A 17,985-nucleotide genomic window follows, 5' to 3' on the forward strand; every position below is an offset into this window, starting at 1 on the left:
TTAAGAAAACAATATTTAGCATCGTTTTGAAAGGAGTGCAAATCATGGGAATTAAAACCTATAACCCATATACACCTTCCAGAAGACACATGACTGGTTCTGATTTTTCAGAAATTACCACATCAAAGCCTGAGAAGTCCTTAATCGTTTCTTTAAATAAGAATGCAGGACGTAATAACCAGGGTAAGATCACAGTAAGACACCAGGGCGGTGGCTCTAGAAGAAAATATAGAATTATCGACTTTAAGAGAAGAAAAGACGGTATTCCTGCAACTGTAGTTAGTATCGAATATGATCCTAACAGAACAGCAAACATCGCATTAATCAGTTATGTTGATGGTGAGAAAGCATACATCCTTGCTCCTAACGGTCTTACAGTAGGAACAAAGATAATGAATGGTGAAACAGCAGAAATCAGAGTAGGTAACTGTTTACCTCTTCAGAACATTCCTGTTGGTACACAGATTCACAACGTAGAGTTATATCCTGGTAAGGGTGGACAGTTAGTTCGTTCCGCAGGTAACTCCGCACAGCTTATGGCGAAGGAAGGCAAATATGCTACACTTAGACTTCCAAGCGGCGAGATGAGACTTGTTCCTATCGCTTGTAGAGCAACTGTAGGTCAGGTTGGCAATATTGATCATGAACTTATCAATATTGGTAAAGCAGGACGTAAACGTCACATGGGTATCAGACCTACTGTACGTGGTTCCGTAATGAACCCGAATGACCATCCTCACGGTGGTGGTGAAGGTAGAACAGGTATTGGTCGTCCAGGCCCTGTTACTCCTTGGGGTAAACCTGCTCTTGGTCTTAAGACAAGAAAGCACAATAAGCAAACAAACAAGATGATCGTAAGAAGAAGAGACGGTAAATCATTTAAATAATTGAAAAATCGTTTCATTGGATTTCGAATGCAATAGTGGTATACAGATGAGTTTCATAATTGTAAATTCATTTGTCATTAATTCTAAGGAGGTTAGAATACATGGCTCGTTCATTAAAAAAAGGACCATTTGCTGATGATCATTTATTGAAAAAAGTTGATGCTTTAAATGCAAGCGGTGAGAAGACTGTTATCAAAACATGGTCTCGTCGTTCAACAATTTTCCCTCAGATGGTTGGTCATACAATCGCAGTACATGACGGAAGAAAACATGTTCCGGTATATGTGACAGAAGATATGGTTGGACACAAGCTTGGTGAGTTTGTAGCAACCAGAACCTATAGAGGTCACGGAAAAGACGAAAAGAAAACAAGAAGATAATGCTTAGGCATTAGATGGAAGGAGGTTCATCCATGGCGAAAGGACATAGATCCCAAATAAAAAGAGCTAGAAATGAGCAGAAAGACAACAGAGCAAGCGCAAAATTATCATTTGCTAGAATTTCTGTTCAGAAAGCTTGTTTCGTATTAGACGCCATTCGTGGTAAGGATGTACAGACAGCACTTGGTATCCTGGCATACAGCCCAAGATACGCATCTGCAGTAATAGAAAAAATATTAAAATCAGCAATCGCTAATGCTGAAGTTAAGAATATGGATGCTGCGAAGCTTTACGTTGATGAATGTTTTGCTAACCAGGGTCCGATTATGAAAAGAATCAGACCAAGAGCACGAGGCACTGCTTATCGTATCGAGAAGAGAATGTGTCACATTACTGTAGTGCTTAATGAAAGATAAGGAGGGAAATAATGGGACAGAAAGTTAATCCTCATGGCATAAGAGTCGGAGTTATCAAAGATTGGGACTCCAGATGGTATGCTGAAGCAGATTTCGCAGATAATCTTGTTGAAGACTACAACATCAGAACATTTCTGAAAAAGAAGTTATATAGCGCAAGCGTTTCTAAGATTGAAATTGAAAGAGCGTCTGATCGCTTAAAAATAATCATCTTCACAGCGAAACCGGGTGTTGTAATCGGTAGAGCAGGAGCTGAGATCGAGAACTTAAAGAGAGAAGTTCAGAAGTTCACTGATAAAAAAGTAAACCTCGAAATCAAAGAAATTAAAAGACCTGATCTCAATGCACAGTTAGTAGCAGAGAATATCGCTACTCAGCTTGAGAACCGTATTTCATTTAGAAGAGCTATGAAGTCCGTTATGTCAAGAACTATGAAGTCTGGTGCTAAGGGTATCAAGACTGCAGTTGCTGGTCGTCTTGGCGGTGCTGATATGGCTCGTACAGAGTTCTACAATGAAGGTACTATCCCGTTACAGACTTTACGTGCTAATATCGATTATGGATTTGCAGAAGCAGAAACCACATACGGTAAGACAGGTGTTAAAGTTTGGATTTACCTTGGTGAAGTCCTTCCTGTAAAAGCAGTGAAAGCAGAAGGGAGAGATAACTAATGTTAATGCCTAAAAGAGTTAAACGCCGTAAGCAGTTCCGCGGTAGTATGGCCGGTAAGATTTGCAGAGGCAATACAATTAACCAAGGTGAATTTGGTATTGTAGCTACTGAGCCATGTTGGATCAGATCCAATCAAATTGAAGCAGCCCGTATCGCTATGACACGTTTTACAAAGCGTGGTGGTAAGGTATATATTAAAATATTCCCTGACAAACCTGTAACAGCTAAGCCAGCTGAAACTCGAATGGGTTCCGGTAAAGGTTCCTTAGAGTACTGGGTAGCAGTAGTTAAGCCGGGTCGTGTAATGTTCGAAATCGGGGGTGTCTCTGAAGAAGTAGCAAGAGAGGCATTACGTCTTGCTATGCACAAATTGCCGGTGAAGTGTAAAATCGTATCCCGCGCAGAATTAGAAGGTGGTGCAAACAGTGAAAATTAATAAATATGTAGAAGAGTTAAAGGCAAAAACAACTACAGAATTAAATAACGAATTAGTAGCTGCTAAAAAGGAATTATTCAATTTAAGATTCCAGAATGCAACAAACCAGTTGGATAACACAAGCAGAATTAAAGAAGTTAGAAAAAACATCGCAAGAATTCAGACAGTAATCTCTGAACTTTCTAAGGCTTCTAAATAATCACGGATCGGTTGTTTAACTGCCGGTTAACTGGCGATCACAGAAAGGAGTATTTTTGTGGAAAGAAATTTAAGAAAAGTTCGTATCGGTAAAGTAGTTAGCGATAAGATGGATAAAACAATCGTTGTAGCTGTTGTTGACAACGTAAAGCATCCTCTATATGGCAAGATCGTTAAAAGAACTTACAAGCTCAAAGCACATGATGAGAACAATGCTTGTGCAATCGGAGATAGAGTAAAGGTTATGGAAACTAGACCGTTATCTAAGGATAAGAGATGGAGACTTGTAGAGATCGTAGAGAAAGCAAAATAGTATTTTTACAAATTGCGCTTTCGAAGCTGTTTTGACAGTAGAGAATTTTTGTATAATATGCTCACGATTCATGGGCAGAGCATATTGTTTGCAATACTTGATTAAAAAGCGATGGCAATGCCAACGGTTTTTAAGATTTTTCTGAAAGGAGTATTATCATGATACAAGCTGAAACCAGACTCAGGGTTGCTGACAATACTGGTGCTAAAGAATTACTTTGCATCAGAGTACTTGGCGGATCAACCAGAAGATATGCTAATATAGGCGATATCATCGTTGCTGCGGTTAAAGATGCAACACCAGGCGGTGTTGTTAAAAAAGGTGACGTAGTAAAAGCGGTTGTAGTACGTACCGTAAAGGGAGCACGTCGTAAAGATGGTTCTTATATTAGATTTGATGAGAATGCTGCCGTAATTATTAAAGACGATAAGAATCCGAAGGGCACTCGTATCTTTGGACCGGTTGCGAGAGAATTAAGAGAGAAACAATTCATGAAAATCGTTTCTTTAGCACCAGAAGTATTATAAGGAGGTGTCGACTAGTGGCAACGATGAAAATTAAAAAGAATGATAACGTTAAGGTTATCACCGGTAAGGATAAAGGCAAAGTTGGAAAAGTTATCTCCGTAGCAGAAGGCAAAGTATTTGTTGAAGGAGTTAACACAATATCCAAACACACTAAGGCAAGCCAGAAGAATCCTAAGGGTGGCATCATCCATCAGGAAGCTGCAATTGATGCATCAAACGTAATGTTAGTGCACAAAGGCAAGCCAACCAGAGTAGGCTTTACAACTGTTGAGACCAAGAAGGGTGTTAAGAAAGTTCGTATTGCTAAATCTACTGGTGAAGTGATTGATTAATTCAGAGAGGAGGAACATTTGCGTTGGCTAGATTAAAAGAGTTTTATAAAAATGAAATAGTAGCCGGCATGACAAAGAAGTTCGGTTATGCGAACGTTATGGAAGTGCCGAAGATCGATAAAATAGTAATCAACATGGGTGTTGGTGAAGCTAAGGATAATGCTAAGGTTTTAGAGACAGCTGTTAAGGATATGGAAATTATCGCTGGACAGAAGCCTGTTGTAACTAAGGCAAAGAAATCCATCGCTAACTTCAAACTCAGAGAGGGTATGCCGATTGGATGTAAAGTAACATTAAGAGGCGAGAAAATGTATGAATTCGCTGATCGTTTGATCAACTTAGCATTACCTCGTGTACGTGACTTTAGAGGTGTAAATCCGAATGCATTTGACGGTAGAGGTAACTACTCTCTTGGTATTAAAGAGCAATTAATCTTCCCTGAAATTGAGTATGATAAGGTAGATAAAGTTAGAGGTATGGACATTATCTTCGTTACAACTGCTAAGACAGATGAAGAAGCTCGTGAACTGTTAACACAATTCGGTATGCCGTTTAAAAAGTAGAGGAGGGTTCCCATGGCTAAAACGTCAATGAAAGTAAAGCAACAACGTACGCAGAAATTCTCTACAAGAGAATACAACCGTTGCAGAATTTGTGGCCGTCCGCATGCATATTTAAGAAAATACGGAATCTGCAGAATTTGTTTTCGTGAGTTAGCGTACAAAGGACAGATACCAGGCGTAAAGAAAGCAAGCTGGTAAGATTTAAGAAAGGAGGCAACTGAAAATGACAATGAGCGATCCTATTGCAGATATGCTTACGAGAATTCGTAATGCCAATACTGCTAAACACGATACAGTAGATGTACCTGCTTCTAAGATGAAAATTGCTATTGCCGAAATTCTTCTTAAAGAAGGTTATATTAAGAAATTCGAGATCGAAGAAGTTGAGAATTTTAAGACAATCCATATCACATTAAAGTATGGTAAAGATAAAAATGTAAAGATTATAACAGGCCTTAAGAGAATTTCCAAACCTGGACTTCGCGTATATGCGAACAGAGACAATATGCCAAAGGTTCTTGGAGGATTAGGAACTGCAATCATCTCTACAAACAAAGGTGTTATCACTGATAAAGAAGCTAGAGAATTAAACGTTGGTGGAGAAGTTTTAGCATTCATCTGGTAGTAACCAGATGAATACCACTTACACAAATAAAAATATGGAGGTGCGGGCATGTCACGTATAGGAAGAATGCCTATCGCTATTCCTGCAGGCGTAACTGTAGAAATAGCAGAAAATAATAAAGTGACTGTAAAAGGTCCTAAGGGAACTTTAGAGAGAGTGTTACCTGCAGAGATGCAAATCACTCTTGAAGGTTCTGAGGTTGTAGTTACAAGACCTAACGATTTAAAGAAGTTTAAGTCTTTACACGGTCTTACAAGAACACTGATCAACAATATGGTTGTTGGTGTTACAGAAGGCTATACTAAAAATCTTGAAATCAACGGTGTTGGTTACAGAGCTGCAAAAGCAGGAAAAGAATTAACATTAACATTAGGTTACTCCCATCCGGTTATCATGGTTGATCCGGAAGGTTTGGAATCCATATTAGATGGTCAGAACAAGATCATCGTAAAAGGTATTGATAAAGAAAAGGTTGGCCAATACGCTGCTGAAATCAGAGCAAAAAGAGAACCTGAACCTTATAAGGGTAAAGGTATTAAATATGCTGATGAAGTGATTAGACGTAAGGTTGGTAAGACCGGTAAGAAATAAGGGAGGAGTGAAATCAAATGGTAAGTAAAGAATCAAGAAGCGCAATTCGCGTAAAGAAGCATCTAAAAATCCGTAATCGTTTCACAGGTACTCCTGAGAGACCGCGTTTAGCTGTATTTAGAAGCAACAATCATATGTACGCACAGATCATTGATGATACAGTAGGCAAAACTTTAGTATCAGCCTCCACTTTAGAAAAAGATCTAAAGGCAGAGCTTTCTAAGACGAATGATGTAGCTGCAGCTTCCTATTTGGGATCTGTAATTGCAAAAAGAGCGTTAGAAAAAGGCATTAATACTGTTGTTTATGACAGAGGTGGCTTCATATATCAAGGAAAGATCAAAGCGTTAGCAGATGCAGCACGTGAAGCTGGTCTGATATTCTAAGCAAGGAGGAAAAACATGAAACGTCAAATCGTTGATGCTAGTCAATTAGAATTAGTAGATAAAGTAGTATCAATCAAACGAGTAACTAAGGTTGTAAAAGGCGGACGTAATTTTAGATTTACAGCTTTAGTAGTCGTTGGTGATAAGAACGGACACGTAGGTGCAGGCCTTGGTAAGGCATCCGAAATTCCTGAGGCTATCCGTAAAGGTAAAGAAGATGCGATTAAGAAATTAATCAGCCTTCCTCTTGATGAGAATGGTAGCGTACCTCATGACTTTATCGGTAAATTCGGTAGTGCATCTGTATTACTGAAACGTTCCCCAGAAGGTACCGGTGTTATCGCAGGTGGTCCTGCACGTAACGTTCTTGAGCTTGCAGGCTTCAAGAATATTCGTACTAAGTCACTTGGTTCCAATAATAAGCAGAACGTAGTTCTTGCTACTATTGAAGGATTAAGCCAGTTAAAGACCCCTGAAGAAGTAGCTAAACTTCGTGGTATTCCGGTAGAGCAGTTATTAAGATAATTGCCAAAACGTATTAATAGATGAATTGTCAAGATGATTCATCTTGTATAAACATGGAGGTGTCAGAAATGGCAGATAAATTAAAAGTCACATTAGTGAAATCAACAATCGGCGCCATTCCGAAGCACAGAGCAACCGTTGAGGCATTAGGCTTAAAGAAACTTCATTGGACCAATGAATTGCCAGATAACGCTGCTGTTAGAGGAATGATCGATCAGGTTAAACACTTAGTTAAGGTGGAAGAAATATAATTAGCTAATAGAAGGAGGTGCACGACATGAATTTATCAGAATTGAGACCGGCTGTCGGTTCCAAACAAAACGATAATTTCAGAAGAGGACGTGGCCATGGTTCCGGCAACGGCAAAACAGCCGGTAAGGGACACAAAGGTCAGAAAGCTCGTTCAGGAGCTCCAAGAATCGGATTTGAAGGCGGTCAGATGCCTTTATACAGACGTATTCCGAAGCGTGGTTTCCATAATAGAAACACTAAAGAAATTATTGCAATTAATGTAGACGTATTAAATAGATTTGAAGACGGTGCTGTAGTAACTATTGCTTCATTGATCGAAGTAGGTGCAATTAAAAACCCGAAAGATGGAGTAAAGATCCTTGGAAACGGAGAACTTACTAAGAAGCTTGATGTTAAGGTTAATGCATTCAGTGCAGGCGCTGTCGAAAAAATTAAAGCTCTTGGTGGAAATGCTGAGGTGGTATAATGTTTAAGACATTGCGAAATGCTTTTAAAGTTAAGGATATTAGAGACAGATTAATCTTTACACTTCTCGCACTTTTAGTAGTCCGAGTGGGAACTTTGCTTCCCGCTCCGGTTATTAAAAGTGAAATAACGGATAAGTGGTTTAATACGGATGCATTCAGCTTCGTAAACAGTTTAACTGGTGGTTCCTTTAGAAAAATGTCTATTTTCGCATTGAGTATTACACCTTATATCACAGCATCCATTATTATCCAGCTTTTAACAATTGCAATACCCAAACTGGAGGAACTGCAAAAAGAAGGCGAAGATGGCAGAAAGAAACTGAATGAAATTACTCGTTATTTAACCGTAGGACTAGCTGTAATCGAATCTGCTGCAATGGCAATCGGTTTTGGTAGAATGGGTTACTTAGATGAGTTCACATTTACAAATGTTATGATGGTTATCGCAGCATTTACAGCCGGATCCGCATTCTTAATGTGGGTTGGTGAAAGAATTACTGTTAAAGGCGTAGGTAATGGTATATCCATTATCTTAACCATTAACATTATTTCTAGATTACCTGCTGACTTTGTTGGTTTATTCCAGACATATGTAATTGGTAGTAGTTCTGTAGTTAATGCTATCGTTGCAATTCTTGCAATCGTGGCTCTTACAGTTGGTTGTGTAGTCTTCGTAGTTCTTCTACAGGCAGCACAGCGAAAAATTCCTGTAACCTATGCAAAAAAGGTTGTAGGAAGAAAAACAGTGGGTGGACAAACCTCCCATATTCCGCTTAAAGTAAATACATCAGGTGTTATTCCTGTAATCTTTGCAAACTCTTTAATGAGTTTCCCGATTGTAATTTCTCAGTTTTGGGGAATCAATCCGGCTAGAGAACATTTCTGGCCGAAAGTACTTATGGTTTTGAATCAGAACAGCTGGTTTAATGTTAAGAGCTGGGGCGATTTCAAATATACACTTGGTGTGTTAGTTTACATCGCACTTAATGTATTCTTTGCATATTTCTATACCTCAATTACATTTAATCCAATTGAAGTATCGAATAACATAAAGAAGCAGGGTGGTTTTATCCCGGGTATTCGCCCAGGTAAGCCAACCACAGAGTATTTACAGAAGGTATTAAACTATATTATTTTTATTGGTGCAATTGGCTTAACAATAGCAGCTTTAATTCCGATTGTATTCTCTGGTATATTTAGTGCAAACTTCAGCTTTGGCGGTACATCACTTATCATTATCGTTGGTGTTATCGTTGAGACAATCAAACAGATTGAATCTCAATTGCTGGTACGCCATTATAAAGGCTTCCTTACTGAATAATTCAGTATGTAAATATGACGGATGTTATAAACTAAGGACTTGCAATGTTCAAAAGTAATAATTCTTTCGAACAATGTGAGTACCTTAGTTTGTAGCATCCGCTATAGTGTTTCTCGAGGACTGTAAACACAGGAATGTTTATATGTTAGAGAAAGTTTGTATCAACTCTTTCGATATGGGATTCCATGTATGAAGGAGCATAAGTTAGGCGATAATTAAACTAGTTGTTATATGTTAAAATATGACATGTGATATCGAATTCTCAATGAAATTAAGAAACATTTTAATCAGACTATGAATATATTGATGATTAACAGGAGGTAGGGTAATGAAAATTATTATGTTAGGTGCACCGGGTGCCGGAAAAGGCACTCAAGCAAAGAAAATTGCTGCGAAATATGATATCCCACACATTTCTACAGGTGATATTTTTCGCGCAAATATCAAAAGCGGCACAGAGCTTGGTAAGAAAGCAAAAGAGTATATGGATCAAGGTTTATTAGTTCCGGATGAGTTAGTTGTTGATTTGGTTATCGATCGTTTTAAACAGCCTGATTGTGTAAAAGGGTATGTATTAGATGGTTTCCCAAGAACAATTCCTCAGGCAAAGGCTCTTGATGAAGCATTGGCAAAAAACGGTGATGCGGTTCAGTATGCAATCGACGTTGATGTTCCGGACGAAGAAATCGTAAGCCGTATGTCAGGCAGAAGAGCATGCGTAAACTGTGGTGGAACTTATCATGTTGTAACGATTCCTCCTAAGAAGGAAGGCATCTGTGACAATTGTGGTGCAAACCTCGTATTACGTGATGATGATCAGCCTGAAACAGTGAAGAAACGTCTTAACGTATATCATGAGCAGACACAGCCATTAATTGATTATTATCAGTCAAAAGGAATTTTAAAATCTGTAGATGGTACACAGATAATGGATGTTATCTTTGATCAAATTGTAACAATTCTTGAAGCATAGTTAGGTTAGGCTTAAGCCGGAATGAAACCCTTCTTATGTTAATATCATTTATTAAGTGAATAGAAAAGGAAGATGTATCATGTCAATAGGTATTAAATCGGAGAAAGAAATAGAGTTAATGAGAGAATCAGGACAGATCCTGGCTCGTGTACTCGAGGAGGTAATGGGTATGATTCAGCCCGGTATCTCTACTCTGGATATCGATAAGAAATGCTTTGAAATCATTAAAGGATATGATTGTATTCCTTCCTTTCTTAATTATAACGGATATCCTGCGTCCATCTGTGTATCAGTTAACAGTGAAGTAGTGCATGGAATACCAAATAAAAAAAGAATTCTGCGTAACGGGGATATCGTAAGTCTGGACTGCGGAGTGATCCATAAAGGATATCATTCCGATGCAGCCAGGACGGTACCGGTAGGTGAGATTTCAAAGGAAGCTGCGAAGCTGATTGAAGTAACCCAGCAGAGTTTTTATGAAGGTATTAAGTTTGCGAAAGAGGGTCATCATTTACATGAGATTTCTGAAGCAATACAAACATATGTAGAAGCACATGGATATTCAGTTGTTAGAGATTTGGTAGGACACGGAATCGGTAGAAATCTTCATGAAGAACCACAGATTCCTAACTTCAGACAAAAACGCAGGGGTCCGAAGATAGAAGCAGGTATGGTTTTTGCGATTGAGCCCATGGTAAATGAAGGACGTTATGATGTATATTGGGAGGATGACGATTGGACAGTAGTTGCTGCTGATGGTTCTCTATCCGCTCATTATGAAAATACCGTTCTTATTACAAAGGGAGAACCTGAGCTATTAACTATTTTAAAATAGGAGAGGTTTTCGCATGATGAATGAGTTTCAAGTAGGAGGATATGTTTTATCCACAGCGGGTCATGACAGGGGAGAATATTATGTAATATTACAACTGGATGATGAATATGCATATTTAGTGGATGGCAGAATCAGAACTCTAAACAGACCGAAGAAGAAAAAACAAAAGCATATCACTGCATTGGTGGAAACAGATCAGGTTTTGATCGATAAGATAATCCAACAAACAGTTAAAAATGAAGAGATAAAAAGAGCAATCAAGTTATTAAAGTATTCAAAATCTAATAAGGAGGTCATGTAATGTCTAAAACCGATGTAGTTGAAATCGAAGGAACCGTAATAGAGAAATTACCGAACGCAATGTTTCAGGTTGAACTTGAGAATGGTCATAAGGTACTTGCACATATCAGTGGCAAGCTTCGTATGAATTTCATTAAGATAGTTCCAGGTGACAAGGTTACACTTGAGCTTTCACCATATGATTTATCAAAAGGCAGAATTATCTGGAGAGATAAATAGTAGAACAGTAAAAAAAGAAGCAAATACAAAATTTTGTTTCATTTTATATTGGAAATGGACAAGCATAAGGCTTGTCGGGCGCACAATTGCATAACAAAAGAGAACTTATTCTTTTAATATATGTTATGAAAAATACTACTTGCTATTATATTATTTCAATGATATAATAGAAAACGGACTTTTTTGAAAGGGGTGAATTACTGTGAAAGTAAGGTCATCAGTAAAACCGATTTGCGAGAAATGCAAAATCATTAAAAGAAAGGGATCCATCAGAGTTATCTGTGAGAATCCTAAGCACAAGCAAAGACAAGGCTAATATACAATAGTTCGGGTACCTCAAAGACTCGTTATTGTTTTATATAATTAGTGTTCTGTGTCTTTTCTTGTAATGTAAACGAGAAAATGAGATACACAGAATACTTAGCACTTGCTTTCTGTGTTACAATCATCCGTCTATGTGACGGAAAGTTGTGATATTGTGGATAGTAGTACGGGTTCTATCTAAACCGTGATACTTCTATCTTAAGAACTGTGCCGTCATCACAGAGTCTTAGCTTCAGGCTGATTGTCCTGTGGGCCACAATTTAAAGCGGCTGGTGTAATGCTATGCATTCACGCCCGGCATTACAAGAACAAAACAAAATATTTTTGGAGGTGTAACTAGCACATGGCTCGTATCAGTGGTGTAGATTTACCAAGAGAGAAACGTGTAGAGATCGGACTTACCTATATTTATGGTATCGGTAGAGTAAGTGCGGTTCGTATCCTTGCTGCAGCAAATGTTAATCCTGACACACGCGTTAGAGATTTAACAGATGAAGAAGTAGGCAGAATTAAGGATGTTATTGATGAGACACAGCAAGTTGAAGGTGATTTACGAAGAGAAATCGCTCTCAACATTAAGAGATTACAAGAAATCGGATGTTACAGAGGTATCCGTCATAGAAAGGGTCTTCCTGTTCGTGGTCAAAAAACAAAGACTAACGCTAGAACAAGAAAAGGTCCTAGAAGAACTGTTGCTAACAAGAAGAAGTAATTCGAACAAGTGAGTTGATCAATCAATTATCTTGTAAACTGCAACAATCAAATAATATGAAAAAATCGCAGTTGAATTGCGCTTTTAAAAAACCAATTCAATCTTGTAGTGTAATTGAAATTCATCTATTTCAATTACTGTGAATAATCCAATAGGAGGGTTTGTTAGATGGCTAAGAAAATAGCAACAGCTAAAAAAGTGACAAAGAAGCGTGTGAAGAAAAATGTCGATCGTGGACAGGCACACATTCAGTCATCTTTTAACAATACAATTGTTACGCTGACCGATGCAGAAGGCAATGCACTTTCTTGGGCAAGTGCCGGTGGATTAGGCTTCAGAGGTTCCAAAAAATCAACAGCTTATGCTGCACAGATGGCAGCTGAAACAGCAGCTAAGGCAGCACTTGTTCATGGTTTAAAATCAGTTGAGGTTATGGTTAAAGGACCTGGCCAGGGTAGAGAAGCAGCAATTCGTGCGCTTCAAGCTTGTGGCATTGAAGTAACAAGTATTAAGGATGTAACTCCGGTTCCTCATAACGGATGTCGTCCGCCAAAACGCAGAAGAGTCTGATAGGAGGTTATTAAACTATGGCAAGAGATATGAGTCCAGTTTTAAAAAAATGTAGATCCCTCGGTCTTGAACCTGCTTATTTAGGAATTGATAAGAAATCAAATAGAGCATTTTCCAGAGCAGGCAAAAAAGTGAGTGAGTATGGTACACAGTTAAGAGAAAAGCAAAAGGCTAAGTTTATCTATGGTGTGTTAGAGCAGCCTTTTAGAAACTTATTCGCTAGAGCTCAGAAGATGAAGCTCGGCACAGCTGGTGAGAACTTAATGACACTGTTAGAGCTTAGACTTGATAATGCTATGTTCCGTCTTGGATATGGCAGAACAAGAAAAGAAGCTAGACAGATCGTTGATCATAAGCATGTATTAGTAAACGGCAAATGTGTAAACATTCCTTCTTACACATTAAAGGCTGGAGATACAATTGAAATTAAAGAAAAATTCAAAAATACACAGAGATATAAGGATGTCTTTGAGGTAACCGACGGAAGAACTGTACCTGCATGGCTTGAGTCAAATCATGAAGCTTTTACAGGTGTTGTAAAAGAAATTCCTACAAGAGACCAGATTGATGTTCCGGTAAACGAAGTGTTAATTGTCGAGTTGTACTCCAAATAATTAGAAGAGAAAGCGATATATTTGCTTTTTGTATTTAAGCTTTTAGAGCAACTCAAAATACCCAAAAGGAGGGTCCTGTTGTGTTTGATTTCGAAAAACCCAAAATAGAGATTGCAGAAATTTCTGAAGATAAGAAGTTTGGACGCTTTGTGGTAGAACCCCTGGAGAGAGGCTATGGTACAACTTTAGGTAATTCACTTAGAAGAATTATGCTTTCATCCTTACCTGGTTCTGCTGTAAGTCAAATTAAGATTGACGGTGTTGTTCATGAATTCAGTGTTGTTCCTGGTGTAAAGGAAGATGTTGCTGAGATTATCATGAATATCAAAAGCTTAGCAATCAAAAACACAAGCGATACGAGTGAGCCGAAGACCGCATACATTGAGGCAGAAGGCGAAGTTGTAGTGACAGCAGGGGATATACAGGCTGACCCGGATATCGAGATACTCAATCCTGATCAAGTAATTGCAACCTTATGTGGCGGTCCGGATAGCAGATTGTACATGGAATTAACAATTACAAATGGTAGAGGATATATTAGCGCAGACAAGAATAAAAATGATGAGTTGCCAATCGGTGTTATTCCGGTTGACTCCATCTATACTCCTGTTGAGCGTGTAAACCTTTCTGTAGAAAATACTCGAGTAGGACAGATTACTGACTTTGATAAACTTACATTAGATGTTTATACAAACGGAACTTTAGCTCCGGATGAATCAGTAAGTTTAGCAGCGAAAGTATTAAGCGAACATCTTAATTCCTTTATCGACTTGTCTGAACATGCAAAGACCGTGGATATCATGGTTGAGAAGGAAGACAATGAGAAAGAAAAGGTTCTTGAGATGAACATAGACGAATTGGAATTATCCGTTCGTTCCTACAACTGCTTGAAGAGAGCTGGTATCAATACAGTTGAAGAGCTTACCAACAAAACTGCGGAAGACATGATGAAGGTAAGAAATCTCGGACGTAAATCTTTAGAAGAAGTACTTGCAAAATTAAAAGAGCTTGGTTTATCCTTAAACGCAAGTGATGACTAAATAGATTCAAAGGAGGGAAACAAATGGCAGGTTATAGAAAACTTGGAAGAACCTCAAGCCAGAGAAAGGCTTTGTTGAGAAACCAAGTAACAAATTTATTATACAATGGTAAAATTGTTACAACCGAAGCTAAGGCAAAAGAGATCCGTGGTATCGCTGAAGGCCTGATAGCGCTTGCTGTTAAAGAAAGAGACAACTATGAAACAGTAGAAGTTACTGCAAAAGTTGCTCGTAAAGATAAAGATGGCAAGAGAGTGAAAGAAGTTGTTGACGGTAAGAAAGTTACTGTTTACGATGAAGTTAAAAAATCAATTAAAAAGGATAAGGCTTCTCGTCTTCACGCTAGAAGACAGATGAACAAAGTGCTTTACTCCGTAACAGAGGTTCCTACAGAGAACGCTGGTAAGAAGAGAAACACTAAGGAAATTAGCGTATCCGATAAATTATTCGATGAAATCGCACCTAAGTATGCAACCCGTAACGGTGGTTATACAAGAATCGTAAAGATTGGACCTCGTAAGGGCGACGCAGCTATGGAAGTATTAATTGAATTAGTATAGTCCGATTGGACCGTCACACATTGTGTGGCGGTCTTTTTTTGTTGTTATTCTATACGTTCTACTGTGAGGTAAATAGTAAAATAGATTAAAAAAAGCCATATCTTGTGACCTGCACGTAAACAAGCTAAATTTTCATGAGTTACTGCATGCGTTATAAGTATGCAATAACTCTGACAAAAACTTTACAATCGTTTATCGATATCTGATTAGCTGCCCTATATTCCGTAGTACATTTCCTGTTCTTGAATTGGAACAAGAAATAAAGAGATACATATCAAAAAACTAGGTAGAGTTAAATTCTCAAGTGTTAACCGCCGTGTTGTCGTTAAAAATGAGGTATAAGTGGAAGATTTTCTTTGAGAGTAGGGGAGTTTCTGTTATAATTATACATATAATAGAAGTTACAGAAAGAATGCGCACGATGAATGATATATTCTTTGATTCAGAAGAAATATGTGTAGGAATGGTTTTTATTAATGATGAACTAAACATTGCATAAAATATATAGCGGATAATGTGGCAATTATTAAAAAATATAGGAGGGAAAGAGTTGAAAAGAAGGATTTTATTTTTGGTAGTTTTAATTTTTACCACAGTATTTATGTTGAATGTTCAGACACAAAAAGCAAGTGCAGCAAAGGAGAAGGATAAGAATCACGAAACTGAAAATAACGGTAGCTTCCAGCAAGCGGATATTATTCGCACAAATGAAAATTATTCCGGGAGTATTACGAATAGGCAAGATAATGATTGGTTTACTTTTACAACCACAAAGAAGGGCTACGTTTCAGTTTTATTTTCTCATCCTAATTTTAAATCAGAGGTTAATAAACATTACTGGGATGTTGAACTATTTACACAGGATGGTACTAGTTATAAATCGATACAGAATGAACCCTGGTTTATCGGCGGAAATTATAATCTGAAAACAAATATGATGCTTCTGCCTGCGGGAAAATACTATATTAAAGTCAATAGCCACTCGGATGAAACAGGTTCTTATTTAAAGACTGACACCTATACTCTCCGTGTATCATTTACACAAGATTTTAGTAAAACCACAGTAAAGCTCAGTAAAAGCACCTTCACCTATAACGGATCTTCCCAAAAACCTAAAGTTAGCGTAAAAGATGGATCATTAACGCTAAAGGAAGGAAAGGATTATAAAATATCTTACCGTAATGTTACCAATGCCGGTACAGCAGTTGTTACTATTACGGGTTTAAATAATTATACTGGAAGTATTCAGAAAAGTTATACAATTCAAACGAAAAGTATCACTTCTTTATCTGCTTCTTTAAGTCATACCAAATACCAATATACCGGTAAGAAAAAGACGCCTTCTGTGAAGATAAAATATGGCAAGAAATCATTAGTTTTAAATAAAGATTATACTGTTACTTATTCCTCAAACATAAAACCAGGCACAGCCAAAGTAACAATAAAGGGAATAGGTAACTATAGCGGAACTATAACAAAAACCTTTAAGATCCTTCCTACAAAATAGAAGGTTTGATATTAACAACCAACATTGCTATCTGCCATGATACCCTATTTACCTAGAACGAAGTTCCTATTCTATGAATAGTATAAAAGAATATTGCTTTATACATCATCTGAAACACGCTATCGCTTGTACACCCAAGTACCGACAGTATACAGTTTCCGTCAGATTGTATAGAGCGATATTTTTTGCTATATGCTAAGATATATATGAAGAAAATTTAATAATATTGTTGCTTGCGAATGATCTGACCATCACTTTATAGATGAAATCTTTCTTTGGTAGTAAGCCTGTTATCGCTATTTTGTGCTATTTTAGTAATTATTTAGCCATATTTTCAAAATTATATTTTTTTTTATGACTATATGAGTTATAATCTTTTGTAACTCTTATTCATTTAGAAATAAAGAGATATACTAATTAATATGATAGCATGTTTACATGCAAGACAATTGTAGCGTAAACCAGAATGCTGATAAACTAATGTTATGGAAATGAGGACTTTTAACATGGATATGCTGAAGGTTGAAAAATTATCTTTTGAATATATCAGACGCGATGAAGATGGGAATGTGGAATCCATTAATAAAGCGATCGATGATGTTACCCTTAATGTAAAGAAAGGCGATTTTATCGCTGTGTTGGGTGCCAACGGTTCAGGAAAATCAACTTTGGCAAAACACATCAACGCAATCCTTTATCCGACTTCAGGCAGTGTATGGGTGAATGGCTTGAATACTGCTGAGGAAGAGAATATATGGAATATTCGTCAATCTGCCGGAATGGTATTTCAAAATCCGGATAATCAGATTATAGCAACGGTCGTAGAAGAAGACGTAGGCTTTGGACCTGAGAACCTTGGGGTACCGAGTGAAGAGATCTGGGAGAGAGTAGAGAAGAGCCTGGAAGCGGTAGGAATGTTGGAGTACCGAGACGCTTCACCGAATAAGCTGTCCGGAGGACAGAAGCAGAGGGTAGCGATTGCAGGTATTATGGCGATGAAGCCGCAATGCATCGTACTGGATGAGCCGACTGCCATGTTAGATCCTAACGGTAGAAAAGAGGTAATCTCAACAGTAAGAGATCTTAATAAGAAAGAAAATGTTACTCTGATTTTGATTACCCACCATATGGATGAAGTAATTCACGCAGATCGGGTATACGTTATGGAGAAGGGACACGTTGTGATGGAGGGAACTCCAAGGGAGATATTTTCCCGTGTAGAGGAGATTAAAAAATACCGTCTTGATGTACCACAGGTGACTGAATTGGCTTATGAGCTTAGAAAGGCCGGTCTTAATCTTCCGGAGGGAATCTTAAGCGTGGAGGAGTTCATGGTAGCTATTAAGGAAGCAAGAAGATAACGAGTGGATATTCTATGAGAATTGGTACGGTATTTATTAAATCGTACTTTGTACAATATTATAAGAAGCAGGTGAAATA

At 37.9% G+C, this 17,985-nt stretch carries 30 protein-coding genes; all 30 read left to right on the plus strand.

Features of this window, described 5'->3' with window-relative positions:
* Positions 1 to 44 precede the first annotated feature (44 nt).
* The gene (gene rplB, locus AC6IWN_RS18870; RefSeq protein WP_497989675.1) at positions 45 to 887 is read left to right on the plus strand and encodes a 50S ribosomal protein L2; all 843 of its coding nucleotides are present in this window, start codon (positions 45 to 47) and stop codon (positions 885 to 887) included.
* Positions 888 to 988: 101 nt separating this feature from the next.
* On the plus strand, positions 989 to 1,267 hold the full coding sequence (gene rpsS / locus AC6IWN_RS18875) for a 30S ribosomal protein S19 (protein WP_497989676.1): 279 nt from the start codon (positions 989 to 991) through the stop codon (positions 1,265 to 1,267).
* Positions 1,268 to 1,299: 32 nt separating this feature from the next.
* Positions 1,300 to 1,683, plus strand: coding sequence for a 50S ribosomal protein L22 (gene rplV / locus AC6IWN_RS18880; RefSeq protein ID WP_497989678.1), 384 nt, complete (start codon positions 1,300 to 1,302; stop codon positions 1,681 to 1,683).
* An 11-nt stretch (positions 1,684 to 1,694) separates the two neighbouring features.
* Entirely contained in the window at positions 1,695 to 2,354 is a 660-nt protein-coding gene (gene rpsC / locus AC6IWN_RS18885) for a 30S ribosomal protein S3 (protein ID WP_497989680.1), read from the plus strand.
* Complete coding sequence (gene rplP / locus AC6IWN_RS18890; RefSeq protein WP_497989682.1) at positions 2,354 to 2,791, plus strand: 50S ribosomal protein L16; 438 nt, start codon at positions 2,354 to 2,356, stop codon at positions 2,789 to 2,791. Before rpsC ends, rplP begins: the two co-directional genes overlap by 1 nt.
* Positions 2,781 to 2,990: a 50S ribosomal protein L29 gene (gene rpmC, locus AC6IWN_RS18895; protein ID WP_497989684.1), complete on the plus strand. Its 210-nt coding sequence runs from the start codon at positions 2,781 to 2,783 to the stop codon at positions 2,988 to 2,990. The genes rplP and rpmC overlap by 11 nt, the downstream gene beginning before the upstream one ends.
* A 57-nt stretch (positions 2,991 to 3,047) precedes the next feature.
* Positions 3,048 to 3,302 carry a 30S ribosomal protein S17 gene (gene rpsQ / locus AC6IWN_RS18900; RefSeq protein ID WP_497989686.1) on the plus strand — a complete coding sequence of 85 codons (255 nt, stop codon included), beginning with the start codon at positions 3,048 to 3,050 and terminating at the stop codon, positions 3,300 to 3,302.
* Positions 3,303 to 3,460: 158 nt separating this feature from the next.
* A complete protein-coding gene (gene rplN, locus AC6IWN_RS18905) occupies positions 3,461 to 3,829 on the plus strand; it encodes a 50S ribosomal protein L14 (RefSeq protein ID WP_497989688.1) in 369 nt (122 codons plus the stop codon).
* A 14-nt stretch (positions 3,830 to 3,843) separates the two neighbouring features.
* A complete protein-coding gene (rplX, locus tag AC6IWN_RS18910; protein WP_497989690.1) occupies positions 3,844 to 4,161 on the plus strand; it encodes a 50S ribosomal protein L24 in 318 nt (105 codons plus the stop codon).
* Positions 4,162 to 4,184: 23 nt separating this feature from the next.
* Positions 4,185 to 4,724: a 50S ribosomal protein L5 gene (rplE, locus tag AC6IWN_RS18915; RefSeq protein ID WP_497989692.1), complete on the plus strand. Its 540-nt coding sequence runs from the start codon at positions 4,185 to 4,187 to the stop codon at positions 4,722 to 4,724.
* A gap of 12 nt (positions 4,725 to 4,736) precedes the next feature.
* On the plus strand, positions 4,737 to 4,922 hold the full coding sequence (locus tag AC6IWN_RS18920; protein ID WP_066712887.1) for a type Z 30S ribosomal protein S14: 186 nt from the start codon (positions 4,737 to 4,739) through the stop codon (positions 4,920 to 4,922).
* 25 nt (positions 4,923 to 4,947) lie between these two features.
* Positions 4,948 to 5,349 (plus strand): 30S ribosomal protein S8, encoded by a 402-nt coding sequence (rpsH, locus tag AC6IWN_RS18925; RefSeq protein WP_497989694.1) that lies wholly within the window; start codon positions 4,948 to 4,950, stop codon positions 5,347 to 5,349.
* Between the two features lie 48 nt (positions 5,350 to 5,397).
* Positions 5,398 to 5,940 (plus strand): 50S ribosomal protein L6, encoded by a 543-nt coding sequence (rplF, locus tag AC6IWN_RS18930; protein WP_497989696.1) that lies wholly within the window; start codon positions 5,398 to 5,400, stop codon positions 5,938 to 5,940.
* A 17-nt stretch (positions 5,941 to 5,957) separates the two neighbouring features.
* The gene (rplR, locus tag AC6IWN_RS18935) at positions 5,958 to 6,326 is read left to right on the plus strand and encodes a 50S ribosomal protein L18 (RefSeq protein WP_497989698.1); all 369 of its coding nucleotides are present in this window, start codon (positions 5,958 to 5,960) and stop codon (positions 6,324 to 6,326) included.
* 15 nt (positions 6,327 to 6,341) lie between these two features.
* A complete protein-coding gene (gene rpsE, locus AC6IWN_RS18940; protein ID WP_497989700.1) occupies positions 6,342 to 6,851 on the plus strand; it encodes a 30S ribosomal protein S5 in 510 nt (169 codons plus the stop codon).
* A 68-nt stretch (positions 6,852 to 6,919) separates the two neighbouring features.
* Positions 6,920 to 7,102: a 50S ribosomal protein L30 gene (gene rpmD, locus AC6IWN_RS18945; protein WP_497989702.1), complete on the plus strand. Its 183-nt coding sequence runs from the start codon at positions 6,920 to 6,922 to the stop codon at positions 7,100 to 7,102.
* Between the two features lie 26 nt (positions 7,103 to 7,128).
* Positions 7,129 to 7,569 carry a 50S ribosomal protein L15 gene (rplO, locus tag AC6IWN_RS18950; RefSeq protein ID WP_497989704.1) on the plus strand — a complete coding sequence of 147 codons (441 nt, stop codon included), beginning with the start codon at positions 7,129 to 7,131 and terminating at the stop codon, positions 7,567 to 7,569.
* Positions 7,569 to 8,891 (plus strand): preprotein translocase subunit SecY, encoded by a 1,323-nt coding sequence (gene secY / locus AC6IWN_RS18955; protein ID WP_497989706.1) that lies wholly within the window; start codon positions 7,569 to 7,571, stop codon positions 8,889 to 8,891. The genes rplO and secY overlap by 1 nt, the downstream gene beginning before the upstream one ends.
* A gap of 328 nt (positions 8,892 to 9,219) precedes the next feature.
* The gene (locus tag AC6IWN_RS18960) at positions 9,220 to 9,864 is read left to right on the plus strand and encodes an adenylate kinase (protein WP_497989708.1); all 645 of its coding nucleotides are present in this window, start codon (positions 9,220 to 9,222) and stop codon (positions 9,862 to 9,864) included.
* A gap of 79 nt (positions 9,865 to 9,943) precedes the next feature.
* Positions 9,944 to 10,699 (plus strand): type I methionyl aminopeptidase, encoded by a 756-nt coding sequence (map, locus tag AC6IWN_RS18965; RefSeq protein WP_497989710.1) that lies wholly within the window; start codon positions 9,944 to 9,946, stop codon positions 10,697 to 10,699.
* A gap of 13 nt (positions 10,700 to 10,712) precedes the next feature.
* Complete coding sequence (locus AC6IWN_RS18970; RefSeq protein WP_497989712.1) at positions 10,713 to 11,000, plus strand: hypothetical protein; 288 nt, start codon at positions 10,713 to 10,715, stop codon at positions 10,998 to 11,000.
* Positions 11,000 to 11,218 carry a translation initiation factor IF-1 gene (infA, locus tag AC6IWN_RS18975; protein ID WP_497989714.1) on the plus strand — a complete coding sequence of 73 codons (219 nt, stop codon included), beginning with the start codon at positions 11,000 to 11,002 and terminating at the stop codon, positions 11,216 to 11,218. The genes AC6IWN_RS18970 and infA overlap by 1 nt, the downstream gene beginning before the upstream one ends.
* A gap of 202 nt (positions 11,219 to 11,420) precedes the next feature.
* Positions 11,421 to 11,534 (plus strand): 50S ribosomal protein L36, encoded by a 114-nt coding sequence (rpmJ, locus tag AC6IWN_RS18980; RefSeq protein ID WP_003497809.1) that lies wholly within the window; start codon positions 11,421 to 11,423, stop codon positions 11,532 to 11,534.
* Positions 11,535 to 11,885: 351 nt separating this feature from the next.
* Positions 11,886 to 12,254 carry a 30S ribosomal protein S13 gene (rpsM, locus tag AC6IWN_RS18985; RefSeq protein ID WP_497989718.1) on the plus strand — a complete coding sequence of 123 codons (369 nt, stop codon included), beginning with the start codon at positions 11,886 to 11,888 and terminating at the stop codon, positions 12,252 to 12,254.
* A 168-nt stretch (positions 12,255 to 12,422) separates the two neighbouring features.
* Positions 12,423 to 12,824 carry a 30S ribosomal protein S11 gene (gene rpsK, locus AC6IWN_RS18990; protein ID WP_497989720.1) on the plus strand — a complete coding sequence of 134 codons (402 nt, stop codon included), beginning with the start codon at positions 12,423 to 12,425 and terminating at the stop codon, positions 12,822 to 12,824.
* 17 nt (positions 12,825 to 12,841) lie between these two features.
* On the plus strand, positions 12,842 to 13,438 hold the full coding sequence (gene rpsD / locus AC6IWN_RS18995) for a 30S ribosomal protein S4 (protein ID WP_497989722.1): 597 nt from the start codon (positions 12,842 to 12,844) through the stop codon (positions 13,436 to 13,438).
* Between the two features lie 80 nt (positions 13,439 to 13,518).
* A complete protein-coding gene (locus AC6IWN_RS19000) occupies positions 13,519 to 14,478 on the plus strand; it encodes a DNA-directed RNA polymerase subunit alpha (protein ID WP_497989724.1) in 960 nt (319 codons plus the stop codon).
* Positions 14,479 to 14,501: 23 nt separating this feature from the next.
* Positions 14,502 to 15,038 (plus strand): bL17 family ribosomal protein, encoded by a 537-nt coding sequence (locus tag AC6IWN_RS19005; protein ID WP_497989726.1) that lies wholly within the window; start codon positions 14,502 to 14,504, stop codon positions 15,036 to 15,038.
* 550 nt (positions 15,039 to 15,588) lie between these two features.
* Positions 15,589 to 16,545 carry a hypothetical protein gene (locus AC6IWN_RS19010; protein WP_497989728.1) on the plus strand — a complete coding sequence of 319 codons (957 nt, stop codon included), beginning with the start codon at positions 15,589 to 15,591 and terminating at the stop codon, positions 16,543 to 16,545.
* A 506-nt stretch (positions 16,546 to 17,051) separates the two neighbouring features.
* A complete protein-coding gene (locus AC6IWN_RS19015; protein ID WP_497989730.1) occupies positions 17,052 to 17,906 on the plus strand; it encodes an energy-coupling factor transporter ATPase in 855 nt (284 codons plus the stop codon).
* Positions 17,907 to 17,985: the final 79 nt, after the last annotated feature.

This window comes from Variimorphobacter sp. HTMS_6 (genome assembly GCF_059717775.1).

Bases quoted from the DNA above. Each gene is read 5' to 3' on its own strand.
- rpmD (WP_497989702.1), top strand. From the start codon at position 6,920: ATGGCAGATAAATTAAAAGTCACATTAGTGAAATCAACAATCGGCGCC.
- rpsH (WP_497989694.1), top strand. From the start codon at position 4,948: ATGACAATGAGCGATCCTATTGCAGATATGCTTACGAGAATTCGTAAT.
- rplN (WP_497989688.1), top strand. From the start codon at position 3,461: ATGATACAAGCTGAAACCAGACTCAGGGTTGCTGACAATACTGGTGCT.
- secY (WP_497989706.1), top strand. From the start codon at position 7,569: ATGTTTAAGACATTGCGAAATGCTTTTAAAGTTAAGGATATTAGAGAC.
- AC6IWN_RS18920 (WP_066712887.1), top strand. From the start codon at position 4,737: ATGGCTAAAACGTCAATGAAAGTAAAGCAACAACGTACGCAGAAATTC.
- rpsD (WP_497989722.1), top strand. From the start codon at position 12,842: ATGGCAAGAGATATGAGTCCAGTTTTAAAAAAATGTAGATCCCTCGGT.
- rplB (WP_497989675.1), top strand. From the start codon at position 45: ATGGGAATTAAAACCTATAACCCATATACACCTTCCAGAAGACACATG.
- rplV (WP_497989678.1), top strand. From the start codon at position 1,300: ATGGCGAAAGGACATAGATCCCAAATAAAAAGAGCTAGAAATGAGCAG.
- infA (WP_497989714.1), top strand. From the start codon at position 11,000: ATGTCTAAAACCGATGTAGTTGAAATCGAAGGAACCGTAATAGAGAAA.
- AC6IWN_RS19005 (WP_497989726.1), top strand. From the start codon at position 14,502: ATGGCAGGTTATAGAAAACTTGGAAGAACCTCAAGCCAGAGAAAGGCT.
- map (WP_497989710.1), top strand. From the start codon at position 9,944: ATGTCAATAGGTATTAAATCGGAGAAAGAAATAGAGTTAATGAGAGAA.
- rpsS (WP_497989676.1), top strand. From the start codon at position 989: ATGGCTCGTTCATTAAAAAAAGGACCATTTGCTGATGATCATTTATTG.
- rpsC (WP_497989680.1), top strand. From the start codon at position 1,695: ATGGGACAGAAAGTTAATCCTCATGGCATAAGAGTCGGAGTTATCAAA.
- AC6IWN_RS18970 (WP_497989712.1), top strand. From the start codon at position 10,713: ATGATGAATGAGTTTCAAGTAGGAGGATATGTTTTATCCACAGCGGGT.
- rpsM (WP_497989718.1), top strand. From the start codon at position 11,886: ATGGCTCGTATCAGTGGTGTAGATTTACCAAGAGAGAAACGTGTAGAG.
- rpsE (WP_497989700.1), top strand. From the start codon at position 6,342: ATGAAACGTCAAATCGTTGATGCTAGTCAATTAGAATTAGTAGATAAA.
- rplF (WP_497989696.1), top strand. From the start codon at position 5,398: ATGTCACGTATAGGAAGAATGCCTATCGCTATTCCTGCAGGCGTAACT.
- rplO (WP_497989704.1), top strand. From the start codon at position 7,129: ATGAATTTATCAGAATTGAGACCGGCTGTCGGTTCCAAACAAAACGAT.
- rplR (WP_497989698.1), top strand. From the start codon at position 5,958: ATGGTAAGTAAAGAATCAAGAAGCGCAATTCGCGTAAAGAAGCATCTA.
- AC6IWN_RS19015 (WP_497989730.1), top strand. From the start codon at position 17,052: ATGGATATGCTGAAGGTTGAAAAATTATCTTTTGAATATATCAGACGC.
- rpsK (WP_497989720.1), top strand. From the start codon at position 12,423: ATGGCTAAGAAAATAGCAACAGCTAAAAAAGTGACAAAGAAGCGTGTG.
- AC6IWN_RS18960 (WP_497989708.1), top strand. From the start codon at position 9,220: ATGAAAATTATTATGTTAGGTGCACCGGGTGCCGGAAAAGGCACTCAA.
- rplP (WP_497989682.1), top strand. From the start codon at position 2,354: ATGTTAATGCCTAAAAGAGTTAAACGCCGTAAGCAGTTCCGCGGTAGT.